Annotated in this window: 11 protein-coding genes, 1 tRNA gene and 1 pseudogene; 9 read left to right on the top strand and 4 right to left on the bottom strand. The window is 71.6% G+C overall.

Features of this window, described 5'->3' with window-relative positions; all coding sequences use genetic code 11:
* Window positions 1-223: 223 nt before the first annotated feature.
* Window positions 224-1186 (bottom strand): endonuclease/exonuclease/phosphatase family protein, encoded by a 963-nt coding sequence (locus tag V1J52_RS18145; protein WP_330141014.1) that lies wholly within the window; start codon window positions 1184-1186, stop codon window positions 224-226.
* 621 nt (window positions 1187-1807) lie between these two features.
* On the opposite strand from V1J52_RS18145, the gene rph reads away from it, so the two are divergent.
* Together rph and V1J52_RS18135 are read left to right on the top strand one after the other, a co-directional pair.
* Window positions 1808-4408: a rifamycin-inactivating phosphotransferase gene (rph, locus tag V1J52_RS18140; RefSeq protein ID WP_330140892.1), complete on the top strand. Its 2601-nt coding sequence runs from the start codon at window positions 1808-1810 to the stop codon at window positions 4406-4408.
* A 2047-nt stretch (window positions 4409-6455) separates the two neighbouring features.
* Window positions 6456-6620, top strand: a pseudogene (locus V1J52_RS18135) (tyrosine-type recombinase/integrase); the annotation flags it as partial.
* A 51-nt stretch (window positions 6621-6671) separates the two neighbouring features.
* Here the strand turns inward: V1J52_RS18135 and V1J52_RS18130 are convergent.
* Window positions 6672-6745: transfer RNA gene (locus V1J52_RS18130), tRNA-Gly, on the bottom strand.
* A gap of 242 nt (window positions 6746-6987) precedes the next feature.
* Here V1J52_RS18130 and V1J52_RS18125 point away from each other — a divergent pair.
* The 4 genes from V1J52_RS18125 (at window position 6988) to V1J52_RS18110 (ending at window position 10635) form a co-directional block, all read left to right on the top strand.
* The gene (locus tag V1J52_RS18125) at window positions 6988-7152 is read left to right on the top strand and encodes a hypothetical protein (RefSeq protein ID WP_330140891.1); all 165 of its coding nucleotides are present in this window, start codon (window positions 6988-6990) and stop codon (window positions 7150-7152) included.
* A 71-nt stretch (window positions 7153-7223) separates the two neighbouring features.
* Window positions 7224-7799 carry a dCTP deaminase gene (gene dcd / locus V1J52_RS18120; RefSeq protein WP_330140890.1) on the top strand — a complete coding sequence of 192 codons (576 nt, stop codon included), beginning with the start codon at window positions 7224-7226 and terminating at the stop codon, window positions 7797-7799.
* On the top strand, window positions 7796-8293 hold the full coding sequence (locus V1J52_RS18115) for a phosphoribosyltransferase (RefSeq protein WP_330140889.1): 498 nt from the start codon (window positions 7796-7798) through the stop codon (window positions 8291-8293). Before dcd ends, V1J52_RS18115 begins: the two co-directional genes overlap by 4 nt.
* 131 nt (window positions 8294-8424) lie before the next feature.
* Window positions 8425-10635 (top strand): terpene synthase family protein, encoded by a 2211-nt coding sequence (locus V1J52_RS18110; protein WP_330140888.1) that lies wholly within the window; start codon window positions 8425-8427, stop codon window positions 10633-10635.
* 88 nt (window positions 10636-10723) lie between these two features.
* Here the strand turns inward: V1J52_RS18110 and V1J52_RS18105 are convergent, their stop codons facing one another.
* The gene (locus tag V1J52_RS18105) at window positions 10724-11539 is read right to left on the bottom strand and encodes an arylamine N-acetyltransferase family protein (protein WP_330140887.1); all 816 of its coding nucleotides are present in this window, start codon (window positions 11537-11539) and stop codon (window positions 10724-10726) included.
* Window positions 11540-11739: 200 nt separating this feature from the next.
* On the opposite strand from V1J52_RS18105, the gene V1J52_RS18100 reads away from it, so the two are divergent.
* The 3 genes from V1J52_RS18100 to V1J52_RS18090 all read left to right on the top strand — a co-directional run bounded on the left by V1J52_RS18100 (window position 11740) and on the right by V1J52_RS18090 (window position 13326).
* The gene (locus V1J52_RS18100) at window positions 11740-12174 is read left to right on the top strand and encodes an Hsp20/alpha crystallin family protein (RefSeq protein WP_330141013.1); all 435 of its coding nucleotides are present in this window, start codon (window positions 11740-11742) and stop codon (window positions 12172-12174) included.
* Window positions 12175-12279: 105 nt separating this feature from the next.
* The gene (locus V1J52_RS18095; RefSeq protein WP_330140886.1) at window positions 12280-12693 is read left to right on the top strand and encodes a DUF2267 domain-containing protein; all 414 of its coding nucleotides are present in this window, start codon (window positions 12280-12282) and stop codon (window positions 12691-12693) included.
* Between the two features lie 180 nt (window positions 12694-12873).
* Window positions 12874-13326 (top strand): NUDIX domain-containing protein, encoded by a 453-nt coding sequence (locus V1J52_RS18090; protein ID WP_443075865.1) that lies wholly within the window; start codon window positions 12874-12876, stop codon window positions 13324-13326.
* Between the two features lie 74 nt (window positions 13327-13400).
* Here the strand turns inward: V1J52_RS18090 and V1J52_RS18085 are convergent, their stop codons facing one another.
* Window positions 13401-14240: a M23 family metallopeptidase gene (locus tag V1J52_RS18085; RefSeq protein ID WP_330140884.1), complete on the bottom strand. Its 840-nt coding sequence runs from the start codon at window positions 14238-14240 to the stop codon at window positions 13401-13403.
* Window positions 14241-14365: the final 125 nt, after the last annotated feature.

The raw sequence follows: 14365 nt of genomic DNA, 5'->3' as shown, positions 1-14365 counted from the left end.
CACCGCGGCTTCCGCACAGTCCGACTGCTCAGCCGCCACAAGAGCTGCGGACCCGCATGCTCATCCAGGCCGGAGCCAGGCGGCTGCACCATACGAGGAGTACGCCGGTGGGTTCCGGCGCACCGCACTCAGCAGCACCGCGCGGCCGAGCGGGACGCGGTCCGGAGGGAATGGCGCGGCCGGGCCGGGCGCGGTGAGGTGGGCCGGAAGCGGAACCGCCTTCTCAGTCCAGGGTGATCCGGGCCGTGACCGGCAGGTGGTCGCTGTCGGTGGGGGGCAGGGTGCGGAGGTGGCCGACGGTCGCGGCACGGGCCATGACGTGGTCGATGCGGGCGACGGGAAAAGCGGTGGGGAAGCTGAAGGCGAAGCCTCCTTCCGCTGTGCGCATCCGTGAGGTCAGCGGAGCCAGCCCGCGGTCGTCGACGGTGCCGTTGAGATCGCCGAGCAGGAGGACGGTCTCCAGCTTCTCCGCGGCGATGACCCTGCCGAGCAGGTCGGCACTCTCGTCCCGCCGGGAGGACGCGAGGCCGCTCGCGCGGAAGCGGACCGAGGGCAGGTGCGCGACGTAGGCGGCGATGTCGCCGTGCGGTGTGTGGACGGTGGCCCGCAGCCCGCGACTCCAGGGTCCGGTGATCTGCCGGGGCTTGACGTCCACCAGGCGCGCGCCGGTCAGCGGATGCTTCGACCACAGTCCGACGGTGCCCCGGACCGCGTGGTACGGGTAGTCCGGGGCGAGGGCCCGCTCGTACACCGGCAGCGCCGTGGGCACCAGTTCCTCCAGCGCGATGAGGTCCGGCCCGGTGTCGGCCAGGGCGCGGGCCGTGCCCGCCGGGTCCGGGTTCTCGTCGCTGACGTTGTGCTGCACCACGAGCAGATCGTGGTCGCCGGGTTCCGGCCCTGGCAGGAGCAGCCCGCCGAAGAGGTGCGTCCAGGCCGCGACCGGCAGCAGCAGGGCGAGCAGCGCGGTGGCCGAACGGCGCAGCAGCGCCAGGACGAGCAGCACCACGACGACCAGGCCGAGCCACGGAAGGAAGGATTCCAGCAGGCTGCCCAGGCGCCCTGCGGAGTTGGGCACGGCACGGTGGAAGGTCAGGAGTCCGGCAGTCAGGACCGCGAGCGCGGCGGGCACCCGTCCCCGTGTCCAGGCCGTCCGGCCCCGTGAGGCACGCCGCGCGCCTCCGCCCACGGCCTTCGGCCCGGATCGGCGTGGCGTCCACCGGGTCACTGCTGCCCTCCCCACCGTTCTGGCTGTGCGTCTGCTTGCTCGTGCTGTGCAAGACGTGTCACCAGGGGCACCAGTTCCGGCAGCCCGGCCCCGTCCGACTGGACGAGTCTCCTCGGATGCGGGCGGCGGCACGGAGGGTCAGGGCCGTTGGTCATCGCCGACGCGCGAGGAGCGCTCCAGGTCTGCGGGCCTGCGCTGCCGGTCTGCCGCCACGGCGTGCTGCCAGCTGGCGCATAACAAAAGGCAAGGAGAGTGTCCGCTCCTTGCCTCTTTCAACTTATAGCGCACCGGGGGGCTTGCGGCAAGGCCCGGGAGGTGCCGCAGGATGACCGGCCAGGACCAGATCCAGCGGAAATGGCGCATTCGCGGAAAAGGCGTGTCGTTGTCAGCGGATGCGGTGCTGAACGGGGATTTTCAGGAACGGCGTGGCTGTGGACGCGGTCGGCTGAGGGCCGACGGCATGGTCCTGCGACGTGCACGTATGCGCCGGGTCTGGCGGTGAGGGCCGGGCCCGCGGGGTGAGGCCCGCGGGCGGACGGAAAACGAGCAAGGCCCGGCCGGGCCGAAGGAAAAGGTGAACGGATGGACCGCTTCGTGCTGGAACTGCGGGAGCTCGACCGGACGCAGGTCGCAGCCGTCGGCGGAAAGGGCGCTCATCTGGGTGAGCTTTCGCGGATGGAAGGCGTGTCCGTGCCAGATGGCTTTTGCGTGACGACGGACGCCTTCCGGCGGATCACGGCGGACGCGCCGTCGCTCAACGACCGGCTGGAGCAGCTGTCGCGCCTGGACCCGGACGACCGGGAGGCGATCCGCACGCACAGTGCGGACATCCGACGGACCCTCGAAGAAGTCGCCTTCCCCGACGACGTGGCGACGGCAGTCCGCCGCGCACTCCTCCGGTGCGGCGAGCGGACCGCCTACGCCGTCCGGTCGAGCGCGACGGCGGAGGACCTGCCGACGGCCTCCTTCGCGGGCCAGCAGGACACGTACCTGAACGTCGTGGGCCCGGCCGCGGTCCTGCGGCACATCGGTCTGTGCTGGGCCTCGCTGTTCACCGAACGAGCCGTGACCTACCGCCTGCGCAACGGCCTCGGCCAGCGGACGGTCCACATGGCCGTGGTCGTGCAGCAGATGGCCTTCCCGCAGGCGTCCGGTGTCCTCTTCACGGCCGACCCCGTCACGTCCGACCGCAAGGTCGCCTGCGTGGAGGCCGGACTGGGACTCGGCGAGGCGCTGGTCTCCGGCCTGGTGAACCCCGACGTCTACCGGGTGCGCGACGGCGACGTCGTCGCCAAGGCGGTCGCCAGCAAGCAGCGGGCCGTCCACGCCTCGCCGGGAGGCGGAACACGGCAACAGGCCGTCGAGTCGGCACGGCAGGAGAAGCCGGCACTGACGGACGCGCAGGTGCTGCGGCTCGCGCAGCTGGGACGGCGGATCGAAGCGCACTTCGGCTGCCCGCAGGACATCGAGTGGTGCCTGGCCGACGACGGCTTCCAGATCGTGCAGAGCCGGCCGATCACCACGCTGTTCCCCGTCCCGGAGACCGGCGACGGAGCCAACCACGTCTACGTCTCCGTCGGCCACCAGCAGATGATGACCGACCCCATGCGGCCCCTGGGGCTCTCCCTGTGGCAGCTGACGACCCCCCGGCCGATGTGCGAGGCCGGCGGGAGGCTGTTCGTCGACGTCACCCCGCGACTGGCGTCGCCAGCGAGCCGCGACGGAATCCTCCAGGCCCTCGGGAGCTCCGACCCGCTGATCCGGGACGCGCTGGAGACCGTCCTCGCCCGCGACGGCTTCATCCGGCCGCTCCCGGACGAGGGCCCCGCCGAGCCGGTCCCCGGCGGCACACCGGAGCCAGTCGAGACCGATCCGGCCATCGTCACCGAACTGATCAGGCGCAACCAGGCATCCCTCGCCGCGTTGCAGCACGACATCCAGGCGAAGTCCGGAGGGCCGCTTCTCGACTTCATCCTGGCGGACGTCCAGGAGCTGAAACGGCTCCTGTTCGACCCGTACAGCCTGCGGGTGATCACGGCGGGCATGGACGCCGCGTCGTGGCTCAACGAGCACCTGCGGGAGTGGCTGGGCGAGAGGAACGCGGCCGACACGCTCACCCAGTCCGTCCCCCACAACGTCACCTCGGAGATGGGGCTGGCACTCCTCGACGTCGCAGACGTGATCCGCCCTCACCCGGACGTCGTCGCCCTCCTGCGCGACGCCGAGGACGAGAGCTTCCTCGACGAGCTGGCCGGGCTCGACGGCGGACGGGAGGCGCGTGACGCCATCACGGCCTACCTCGACACGTACGGCATGCGCTGCGTCGGCGAGATCGACATCACCAGGCCGCGCTGGAGCGAACGCCCCACCACGCTGCTGCCCATGCTCCTCTCCCACGTCGACACCTTCGAACCGGGCGCCGCGAGGCGGCACTTCGAGCAGGGACGGCAGGAGGCGCGGCGCAAGGAGGAGGAACTGCTGGAGCGGTTGCGCGCCCTGCCGGACGGGGAGCGGAAGGCCGCAGAGACCAAGCACATGATCGACCGCGTCCGGACGTTCACCGGTTACCGCGAGTATCCGAAGTACGGCATGGTCAGCCGGTACCTCGTGTACAAGCGGGCCCTGCTGGAGGAGGCCGGGCGCCTCGTGCACGCCGGCGTACTCCGCGAGACGGAAGACGTCTTCTTCCTGCGGTTCCAGGAACTGCACGACGCCGTGCGCACCAACCGGGTCGACCACGACCTCATCCGGCGGCGCCAGGACGCGTTCCGGTCCTACCAGGCGCTCACCCCGCCGAGGGTGCTCACCTCGGACGGCGAGGCCCTCACCGGAACGTACCGACGCCACGGACTGCCAGCCGGGGCACTGGCCGGCCTGCCGGTGTCCGCCGGGACCGTCGAAGGGCGGGCCCGAGTCGTCCTGGACATGACGGAGGCCGCTCTCGAACCGGGCGACATCCTGGTCACGGCCCACACGGACCCCAGCTGGTCGCCCCTGTTCGTCGCGGCCACGGCTCTGGTGACGGAGGTCGGAGGACTGATGACGCACGGCGCGGTGGTCGCGCGGGAGTACGGCCTGCCAGCCGTCGTCGGCGTGGACCGCGCCACCCGGCTCATCCAGGACGGCCAGCACATCCGAGTCAACGGCACCGACGGCTACGTCGAGATCGTCTCCACTAGCTGACGGAGCGAGTCTCACAGTCCCGCTGCCGTCCGGTGGGAGCGTCGGCAGCCTCCGGAACGGTCAACCTGGTCGAGCCGTGACTGCGGGACGCGGTGCCCGTACGCGGCCGGAACTGGTGACGGACCCGCGAGGCCACACCGGAGCGCTGAGACGCCGCCTCCCTCGGTTCCGTCGGACCCGGCCCTGCCTCGCCGGATTGACCAGCAGGGCCAGGGCGGCACCCCCCGTCAGGACGAACTCCCGGACGGGCGCAGTAGGGCACCGGCGACGAGCGCGCGCTCCGTGAGGACGGCCACGACGCACGCCGTGCGGGCGCAAGTTCCCGACGGAGGCGCGGGCCAACATGCCGCAAGCCTACGGCTCACCACGACGACGCCATCTCCAATCACCATGGGCATCCGTGCCCGGTGCGCCCCGAAACCAGCCGGTCGTCCAGCGGCGTGGACTCCGCGACGGAGTTGAGCCAGAAGGCGAAGACAGCGAACACCACGCCTGATGTGAGCAGTACGCAGACGGTCGACGCCTGGAGCAGACGATTTCTGAGGGGTATCCCCAGGCCCTCGTGGTGCCGAGTACGGACGGACGTCCCATTGGGCACCGCACCAGCCGGAGGCCGAACGTGTCGCGGCGGCGCAGGTACGCGGAGGCGAGCAGGCCTGGCGGACCGCGCTCAAGCGGCGCCGTCGTCGCCCGCGTCCCGACGGTGACTTGACATGCGGCGCAGGGGGCAGGGGGCAAGGGGCAGAAGAACTTCGTGCTGCTCGGTGGGAAGCGGATGACTCAGACGGACCCGTCACATGTCTGGCACCGGCGGATGGCCACGCGCGCTGTGTTGCCCTCGGTTGCCTGCAAGGGATGGTTGGGCGAGATGCGAGTCCACGAGCCCTCGGCCGCAGTGGTCCAGCCCCACCTGGGGCTCTTCACTTCTCTCTCGGTGAGGTGCATGCATCCAGGAAGGTGTGCGTACCGCGTCGGCGAGATGAGGATGGTGTTGGGGCCCCAGCTCCCCCACTCTGGGTGCACAGCAGTCGTGCGTTGAGGCGGCCGGGAGCATGCGCAGCCCGCTCCGATGAGCATGTCGCAGTGGTCGCAACGGTGATTGGCCATGAACGACTGTCCTCCACAGACTGAGATGTGCTCTCGAATTGGTCTGATAGAGACTAACGGGCCGGGACTTGTTCACCACCGGGCCGACAGGTGTCTCTCAGGGCGTGTGATGCGGTGGCCGGTAGGAGGGCCAAGCCTCAGGGGCAGTGGTGATGTAGGCGGCGACCGCAGAGCTCGAGCAGGATCCTCGGATCGTTCGCAGCGTCAATCATTGATTGACGTCCCGTTGAACGGCATTGCAGAAGGTAGCAGTTGTTGTCACCTGGACCGACTGAGACCTCGCTGATGACCAGCCTGGAAATCCCGAAGGGCCGGGCTCTCGCTTCTGAGGAAGTCATCTCTCGATCTCTTGCATGCTGTGTCGAGCGAGCGGATCTCATAGCTCATCCGCTATTCCCGAGTTCTTCAGCTTGCCGGCCTCTGAAGAGTCACGCTGCCCGGTCCCAGGCGCGTAGCAGTCCATCTTGACTCCCATCCCGTCTGCCGACGGTCCACACACCGTGGAGCAAGCGCGGTGCCGAGCGTCCAGGTGGAGCGCCACTGCACAAACGATCTGAACGCCCGGTGCCGTGCCTGCTTGGCCCTGCCTGGGTCGACGGCAGACGGGATGGGAGTCCAGTCCTCTACCTCAACAACCCACGGTCCGCGCCCGGCCCACGGGACCCCCCCATCCTGGAGTTTGAGTGCTCCGCCGGAGACACGAGCCGCACTCGCATACCGCCTCGGCCACATCGCGGTCCGCCACCCATCAACCCACGCTGCCAGGCGTGCGGACGACGCCCGGGCTGGAGCGGGGCGTCAGACAGGAGTGCAGGCCCGGGCGACGGGCCGCGCGCACCGCGCCGTGCGCGGCGGGTGCCTGTCGTTGACGTTCTCGGTGGTGAAGGCATCCGCGCAGGATGGCAGGGCCCCGGTGTTCGGTGGGCGAGAGCGAGGGAGGTGGGTGCGGGCCGGGCAGTCGACGGAGCGGGCGGCGCTGATCTACCAGCACTCGGACGACGGCCGTCAGCAGGAGGTGGCCGGTGGGCTCGACAGGCTGGTGCGCGGGGAGCGGAACAAGGACGGTGCGGGGGCTTCTGGTGCGGATCTGGTGCAGGACGCTTAGGGCGGTCTAGACAACGAGTAAGGCCCAGGTCGTTGACCTGGGCCTTCGTGGTGGAGCGGGCGACGGGAATCGAACCCGCGCTATAAGCTTGGGAAGCTCATGTTCTACCATTAAACTACGCCCGCGCGAAGCGGTGCCGCCCTCGCGGGTGGCCTGCTCATCGCGGCACACTGTACCCCATTCGGGACCCCCGGCGCACAGGCCGCGGGGTCCCTTTTGATGTGCCGCGACGTGGGCAGACGGGGGGCGGCGAGGGGTCGTCGGGGCGTACGGTGGTGACGGGTGCGGTGCTCGCCGCGTCGCCCGGTACGTCCCCTAGGGTGGCTTTCGTCCTCGCGTCGTCCACGTGATTGGGGAGAGGGAACCGATGGAGTCCACCGTCGTCCGCTGCGCCGAAGGCCATGAGTTCAGCACCGCTACGTTCCCGATGCAGCAGCTCGGCAGCGAGCGGATCGGGCCGGGCCGCCTGCTGCGGTGTCCGCGGTGCGCGCGGTTGCGGAACGCCGTGCCGGTGGCCGGCCGCAAGCGCTGATCAGGTGTGACGCGCCGGACGGGGCCGGGGCCGATGCGGCCGGGTCCCGTCCGGACGCGTACGCTCGGGACGTGCTTCTCTCAGACAAGGACATCCGTGCCGAGCTGGCCACGGGCCGGGTGCGGATCGAGCCGTACGACGCGGCGCTCGTGCAGCCGTCGAGCATCGACGTCCGGCTGGACCGCTACTTCCGGGTGTTCGAGAACCACCGCTACCCGCACATCGACCCGGCCATCGAGCAGCCGGACCTGACGCGGCTCGTGGAGCCGGAGGGTGACGAGCCGTTCATCCTGCATCCGGGTGAGTTCGTGCTGGCGTCGACGTACGAGGTCGTGACGCTGCCGGAGGACATCGCGTCGCGTCTGGAGGGCAAGAGCTCGCTGGGGCGTCTCGGTCTGCTGACGCACTCCACGGCCGGGTTCATCGACCCGGGTTTCTCCGGTCACGTGACGCTGGAGCTGAGCAACATGGCGACGCTGCCCATCAAGCTGTGGCCCGGGATGAAGATCGGGCAGCTGTGCATGTTCCGGCTCACGTCGCCGGCCGAGTACCCGTACGGGTCGGCGCAGTACGGGTCGCGCTACCAGAACCAGCGCGGTCCCACGCCGTCCCGTTCCTACCGCAACTTCGACCGGACCCAGGTGTGACCGGCGTGCGTGAGGAGCTGAGCTACGAGCGTTTCGGGCAGGCCGTGCGGGAGCTGGCGCGGACGATCGCCGACGACGGTTTCGAGCCGGACATCATCCTGTCGGTGGCGCGCGGCGGCGTCTTCGTGGCGGGCGGGCTCGCGTACGCGCTGGACTGCAAGAACCTCCACCTGGTCAACGTCGAGTTCTACACCGGGGTGGGAACGACGCTGCCCATGCCGGTGATGCTGGCGCCGGTGCCGAACGTGGTGGACTTCTCCGAGAAGCGGGTGCTGATCGCGGACGACGTCGCGGACACGGGCAAGACGCTCAAGCTCATCCACGACTTCTGCTCGGGCCACGTCGCGGAGGTGCGCAGCGCGGTGATCTACGAGAAGCCGCAGTCGCTCGTGCGGTGCGAGTACGTGTGGAAGCGCACGGACGAGTGGATCAACTTCCCGTGGAGCACCGAGCCGCCGGTGGTGCGGCGGGGCGGGCAGGTGCTGGACGCGTAGTCGCACGCCAACTCCGGTTATGTGTCCGGCAGTTCACTCTCAAGCGTGGTTCGCGGGCTGAGGAACGTACTGGCGGGGGCGCGGGGGTAATGCTGGGCGCGTCCGGGTTGCGCGACGCCGGGAGAATCTTCGTGACACAGCCCTACGAACTGCCCGATTTCTACACGCCGTACCCCGCACGGCTCAGTCCGCACGTGGCGGAGGCGCGGGACCACTCGACGCGATGGGCCCGCGGGATGGGGATGCTGGAGGGGTCGGGCATCTGGGAGGAGTCCGACCTCGCCGCCCACGACTACGCCCTGCTGTGCGGCTACACCCACCCCGACGCGTCGGCGCCCGCGCTCTCGCTCGTCACCGACTGGTACGTGTGGGTGTTCTTCTTCGACGACCACTTCCTGGAGTGCTTCAAGCGGACCCAGGACCGCGCGGGCGGCAAGGCGTACCTGGACCGGCTCCCGCTGTTCATGCCGATGGACCTGTCCGAGGGGACGCCCGAGCCCGCCAACCCGGTGGAGGCCGGGCTCGCGGACCTGTGGGCGCGGACGGTGCCGCACATGTCACTCCCGTGGCGGGCGCGGTTCGCCGAGAGCACGGAGAACCTGCTCAACGAGTCGTTGTGGGAGCTGTCCAACATCAACATCGGGCGGGTGCCCAATCCCGTCGAGTACGTCGAGATGCGCCGCAAGGTGGGCGGCGCGCCGTGGTCGGCGGGGCTGGTGGAGTACGCGGCCGGGGCCGAGGTCCCGGCGGTGATCGCCGGGTCGCGGCCGATGGCGGTGCTGCGGGACGCGTTCTCCGACGGTGTCCACCTGCGCAACGACCTGTTCTCCTACGAGCGGGAGACGCGGGACGAGGGCGAGCTGAGCAACGGTGTCCTCGTCCTGGAGCACTTCCTGGGCTGTTCCACGCAGGAGGCGGCCGAGGCCGTCAACGACCTGCTCACCTCGCGGCTCCAGCAGTTCGAGAACACGGCGCTCACCGAGGTGCCCGCCCTGTGCGCGGAGTACGGGCTGACGCCCGGCGAGTGCGCCGACGTCGCCGCGTACGCCAAGGGCCTCCAGGACTGGCAGTCGGGCGGCCACGAGTGGCACATGCGCTCCAGCCGTTACATGAACAAGGCCGGGACGGGCACGAGCGGGCAGCTCTTCCCCGGTCCGACGGGTCTGGGCACGTCGGCGGCCGACGTGCGGCTGACGACGCGGCGGGCGGAGGCCGCCCGCGCCCGGACGTTCACCCACGTCCCGTACCAGCGTGTGGGTCCCTCGCTGCTGCCGGACTTCGACATGCCGTTCCCGGCCCGCTCCAACCCGCACCTGGACGAGGCCAGGGCGCACGTCCTGGAGTGGGCGGCGGCGATGGGCATGCTCGGGCCGCAGCCGGGTGTGCCGCAGTCGGACGTGTGGGACGCCGAGCGGCTGGCGGGGTTCGACCTCGCCCTGTGCTCCTCGGGGCTCGGGCCGGGCAGTGACGCGGAGGAGCTGAAGCTCTCCGCGTGCTGGCTCACCTGGGGCACGTACGGCGACGACTACTACCCGGTGGTGTACGGGTACCCGCGGGACCTGGCGGGTGCGAAGGCCACCACCGAGCGGCTGAAGCTGTTCATGCCGGTGGAGGACGCCGCGGCCGGGTCCGCCGCGGTACCGGTCAACGCGCTGGAACGCGGTCTGGCCGACCTGTGGGTCCGCACTGCGGGCCCGATGCCCGAGGAGGGGCGGCGCAAGTTCCGTACGGCGGTGGAGGAGATGACGGCGAGCTGGTTGTGGGAGCTGGCCAACCAGGCGCAGAACCGCATCCCCGATCCCGTCGACTACGTCGAGATGCGGCGGCACACCTTCGGCTCGGGGATGACGAAGTCCCTGGCGCGGCTGCGGCACGGGCACACGCTGCCCGAGGAGCTGTTCCGCAGCGGCACGATGGCGTCGCTGGAGAACGCGGCGTCCGACTACGCGTGCCTGCTCAACGACGTGTTCTCGTACCAGAAGGAGATCGAGGTGGAGGGCGAGGTGCACAACGGCGTCCTCGTCGTGCAGAACTTCTTCGGCTGCGACTACCCGACGGGCCTGCGCATCGTGGACGACCTGATGCGGTCCCGGATGAGCCAGTTCCAGCACGTGGTGGCGCACGAACTACCCGTGCTGTGTGACGACTTCGAGCTGGACGGCGGGCAGCGCGCGGCGCTGGACGGGTACGTGCGGGATCTGGAGAACTGGCTGTCCGGCATCCTCGTCTGGCACCGGGACTGCCACCGGTACGCGGAGGCGGACCTGCACCGGCCGTTCGCCCTGCCCGTGCCGACGGGTCTCGGCACGTCGGCGGCCCGTCTGGTGTTCGCGGGCGCGTAACCCGCGGCGCGGCGCGCGCCGTCGCTGGCCGACGGCGTGTGCCGTCGCTGGCTGCTGGAGGAGCGACGGCCGCCGCCCGCGCCGGTGCCTAAGCCTCCGCCTGTCCGGTCCCGGGCCCGGGGGCCGGGCGGGCGAGCACCGGTTCGCGGGGCAGGTCGAGGGCGAAGTGGGCGCGGTAGGCGTCCAGCACCTCGTCCGCGGTCAGCGCGTGTTCCTCGCGCCGCCCGTCGGGGCCGGTGGTGACCAGGGTGCGGCCGCTGAGCGTGAGCCTGCCTCCGTCCTCGGTGAGCCGGGAGCAGACGAGGGAGCGGGTGAAGTGGGAGCGCGGTGAGGTGCGGTGCCACCAGGCACCGGTCTCGAAGTCCGCGAGCGCGCGCGGTCGCTGCTCCACGCGGTACTGGGGGCGTCCGTCGCGCAGGACGTCCAGGTCGCCTTCGGCGGTGGGGGTGACGCGGAAGGTGCCGCCGGGGTCGTGCTGGTCGCCCGCGTCGTCCAGGCTCAGCGGGTACGTGCTGTGGCGGCCGAATCCGGCGTCGGCGAGCCAGGCGCCGCCGTCCGCGTCGCGGACGTGCAGGGCCAGGTGGTCGTAGGGCACCCCGGGGTGCCCTTCCTCGGTGAAGACCCGGGCGGCGAGCAGCCCGACCCGGTACCCGAGCGCGGTGAGCAGCGCGGCGAACGCCCCGTTGAGCTCGTAGCAGAAGCCGCCGCGCCGGTCGTGCACGATCTTGCCGAGCAGCGCCTCCTCGGCCAGCACGACGTCCTGCCCCAGGTGGATGGACAGGTTCTCGAACGGCACCGCGATCAGGTGCCGCCGTTGCAGGTCGCGCAGGGCGGCGGCGTCGGGGGCGGCGGGCCGTCCGGCCGCGATGCGCTCCAGGTAGGCGTCCACGGAAGCTGCGTCCATGGGACCAGTATCCGTGACGGCGCGCGGTTTCCTTCGGCCGCGGCAGCTGGCGACGGCGTCCGGACTCTGTCCGTTCCGTGCGCCGCTGACCTGCGTCTTCCACTGACCTGAGCGTGGGGTTGTCAAGTTAGCTGCCCTCGCGCTATACAAGAAGACGTAGGGCATCGCTGACCACCGTCACAGCGAAGGAGATGACCGTGATGCTCATGCGTACCGACCCCTTCCGGGAGCTCGACCGCCTCACCGAGCGGCTCACCCAGCAGCTCCCGGGCACGACGGCCCGCCCCGCGAGCATGCCGATGGACGCCTACCGCTCCGGCGACACGTTCGTGGTCCACTTCGACCTTCCCGGCATCGATCCGGAGACGGTGGACCTCGATGTCGAGCGCAACGTCCTGACCCTCCGCGTCGAGCGCCGCTCCCCGGCCCCCGAGGGCGCGGAGATGCTCGTCGCCGAGCGGCCCACCGGGGCGTTCAGCCGTCAGCTCTTCCTCGGCGAGACGCTCGACACCGAGCGCATCGACGCCTCCTACGAGGCCGGGGTGCTGACCCTCCGCATCCCCGTCGCCGAACAGGCCAAGCCCCGGAAGATCCGGATCTCCGGCGGCGGCGAGCCCCGGCAGATCTCCCCCTGACGTCACCGTCACCGTCCCCCGACACACAGACACACCGACACCGGCACACGTACAGAAGACGAGACACGCGGTCCGGCACGGACCGGGAAGGGAAGAGGCAACGTCATGCGGTGGAGCGAGTTCGTGGACACCGTGCGCGACCGGGGGCAGTACCCCACCAGCGGTGAGGCCGAACGGGTCGCCCGGCTCGTCCTCGCCGCCCTGTCGGAGCTGCTCACGGGCCGGGAGCGGGCGGAGCTGGCCGTCCACCTGCCCGCCGAGGCGGCGCTCGTCGTGGCGCGGGAGAGCCGGCCCACCCGGCCGGTACCGGCGGCGCAGTTCGTCGACGCCCTCGCGGCCCGGGTCCCCGGCGCCACCGCGGCCACCGCCCGCTGGGACGTCGGCACCGTGTTCGGTGTGGTGGCCGAGGCGGCCGGGAAGGCGATGATCGAGCGGATCACGGACCGGCTGCCGACCGGCTACGGCCTCCTGTTCGGCCGTGCGGAGCTGTCCCGCCCGGAGGCCGTCCCGGCGGCGTGACGGGGCCGCGCGTAACGCGCCGGACCGGGCGGACGGCCGCCGGGCCCGGCGCGTTACGCTCGCGCCGTCGGGGCCGCGCGTGCCGCCGGGCGGGGTGCGTGCCGACGGGCGGCGTGCGTGCCGCCGCGTACCGACGACGAGAGGGGTGCGGTTCGTGGACGACCGGAGGCCCGCCGCGTGGTGAGGCGGCTCGTCGCGCGGCTGTGGCACGCGCTGCGCGGACCGGCGCAGTGGCGGCTGCTGTGGCTGGCCAACGCGACGTTCATGGTCGGCGTCACCGGTGTCGTCCGGGACGGCGAGGGGCGGGTGCTGCTCCTGCGGCACCGGCTGTGGCCCGAGGACCGGCAGTGGGGACTGCCGTCCGGATACGCCGTCCGGGGCGAGGAGTTCGGCCGCACGGTGGAACGCGAGGTCAAGGAGGAGACGGGCCTCGACGTGCGGGCCGGTGAGCTGGTGTACCTGCGCAGCGGGTACCGGCTGCGGCTGGAGGTGGCCTACGAGGCGCTGCTCGTCGGCGGCACGCTGGAACTGGACGCCTTCGAGATCCTGGACGCGGGCTGGTTCCCGCCCGACGCCCTGCCCGAGCGGCTCCAGCCCGCGCACCTGCCGCTCATCCACGGCCGCCGGGGCTGACGCCCGGCGCTGGGGCGCGCGCCGGGACGTCCGCGACGGCTCCGCGCGCGGGCCGGGTCAGCCGTCCGTCCGGGTCAGCCGTCCGCGAGCGGGGTGAACAGCGTGTCGTTGCCCGGGACGCCGGTGCGGTCCTCGCCTCCGGCGCGGTGGCGCCAGCGGAAGGGCAGGCCGTGGGCGTGGCGGCAGCGCGGTCCCGTCATGAGCTGGAAGTGCACGTGCGGCTCGGAGGAGTTGCCGGAGTTGCCGCAGCGGGCGAGCAGCTCACCGGCGCGGACGGCCTGCCCCGGGACCACCGCGAGCGAACCGCGCCGCAGGTGGGCGGCGAGCGCGTACGTCCCGTCGCCGAGATCCAGGACGACGTGGTTGCCCAGCAGCCGGTTCACGCCCGCCACCGAGCGGACGAGCCCCTCGGCGAAGAGGAGGAGCAGCGCGGGCCACGACGTGCGGCTGAGGTGGTCCCGCGCACCGTCGTGGACGACGGCGACCGTCCCGTCGGCGGGGGCCAGCACCGCCGTCCCGTAGGCGGGGAACGCCTCGGGGCGGCGCGCCAGCGGCCACCAGGCGAAGCCGGGCCGCTCGCCGCCGTCCTCCGGTTCGTGGACCACGTCGATGGCGTACGTCTGCGCGCACGCGTGCGTCCCGTGACTGGGCACCTTGCCCGCCGGGCCGTTCAGCGCCCGCCAGCGCCCGCGCACCGGCGCCGTGACGAGCCGGGGCGCGGCGTCCCGCGTCCGGCGCGTCCGGTCCCGGTGGAACGCCAGGTGGCCCGCGCCGGAGAGGGCGAGGAGCGCGGTTCCCGTCGCCCAGGCCGCCATCGACCAGCCGGTGAGGGCGAGCGCCACCACGGCGGCCGCGAACGCGGTGTTGCGCCACCGCGCCAGGGCCGGGAGGGGGGACGGGCCGGGCGCGCGCATGGCGCCACGGTAGCCGGTGGCCGCGCACCCGGGGCGCGGCGGGGCGGGGTGCGGGGTGCCACGTCAGGCGGGTGGGGTCTGCCGAAACCGCTGCGAAGTCGCGTCCGCTCCAGCACAATCGGTGA

Source organism: Streptomyces solitudinis (assembly GCF_036323765.1).
Classification (GTDB): Bacteria; Actinomycetota; Actinomycetes; order Streptomycetales; family Streptomycetaceae; genus Streptomyces.
The sequence above is the reverse complement of the archived record's forward strand: the minus strand, read 5'-3'. Positions and strand labels throughout refer to the sequence as shown.

Excerpts from the sequence above, each read along its gene's own strand:
- rph (WP_330140892.1), top strand. The coding sequence starts at position 1,808 with ATGGACCGCTTCGTGCTGGAACTGCGGGAGCTCGACCGGACGCAGGTC.
- V1J52_RS18095 (WP_330140886.1), top strand. The coding sequence starts at position 12,280 with ATGCGGTGGAGCGAGTTCGTGGACACCGTGCGCGACCGGGGGCAGTAC.
- V1J52_RS18125 (WP_330140891.1), top strand. The coding sequence starts at position 6,988 with ATGGAGTCCACCGTCGTCCGCTGCGCCGAAGGCCATGAGTTCAGCACC.
- V1J52_RS18085 (WP_330140884.1), bottom strand. The coding sequence starts at position 14,240 with ATGCGCGCGCCCGGCCCGTCCCCCCTCCCGGCCCTGGCGCGGTGGCGC.
- V1J52_RS18105 (WP_330140887.1), bottom strand. The coding sequence starts at position 11,539 with ATGGACGCAGCTTCCGTGGACGCCTACCTGGAGCGCATCGCGGCCGGA.
- V1J52_RS18100 (WP_330141013.1), top strand. The coding sequence starts at position 11,740 with ATGCTCATGCGTACCGACCCCTTCCGGGAGCTCGACCGCCTCACCGAG.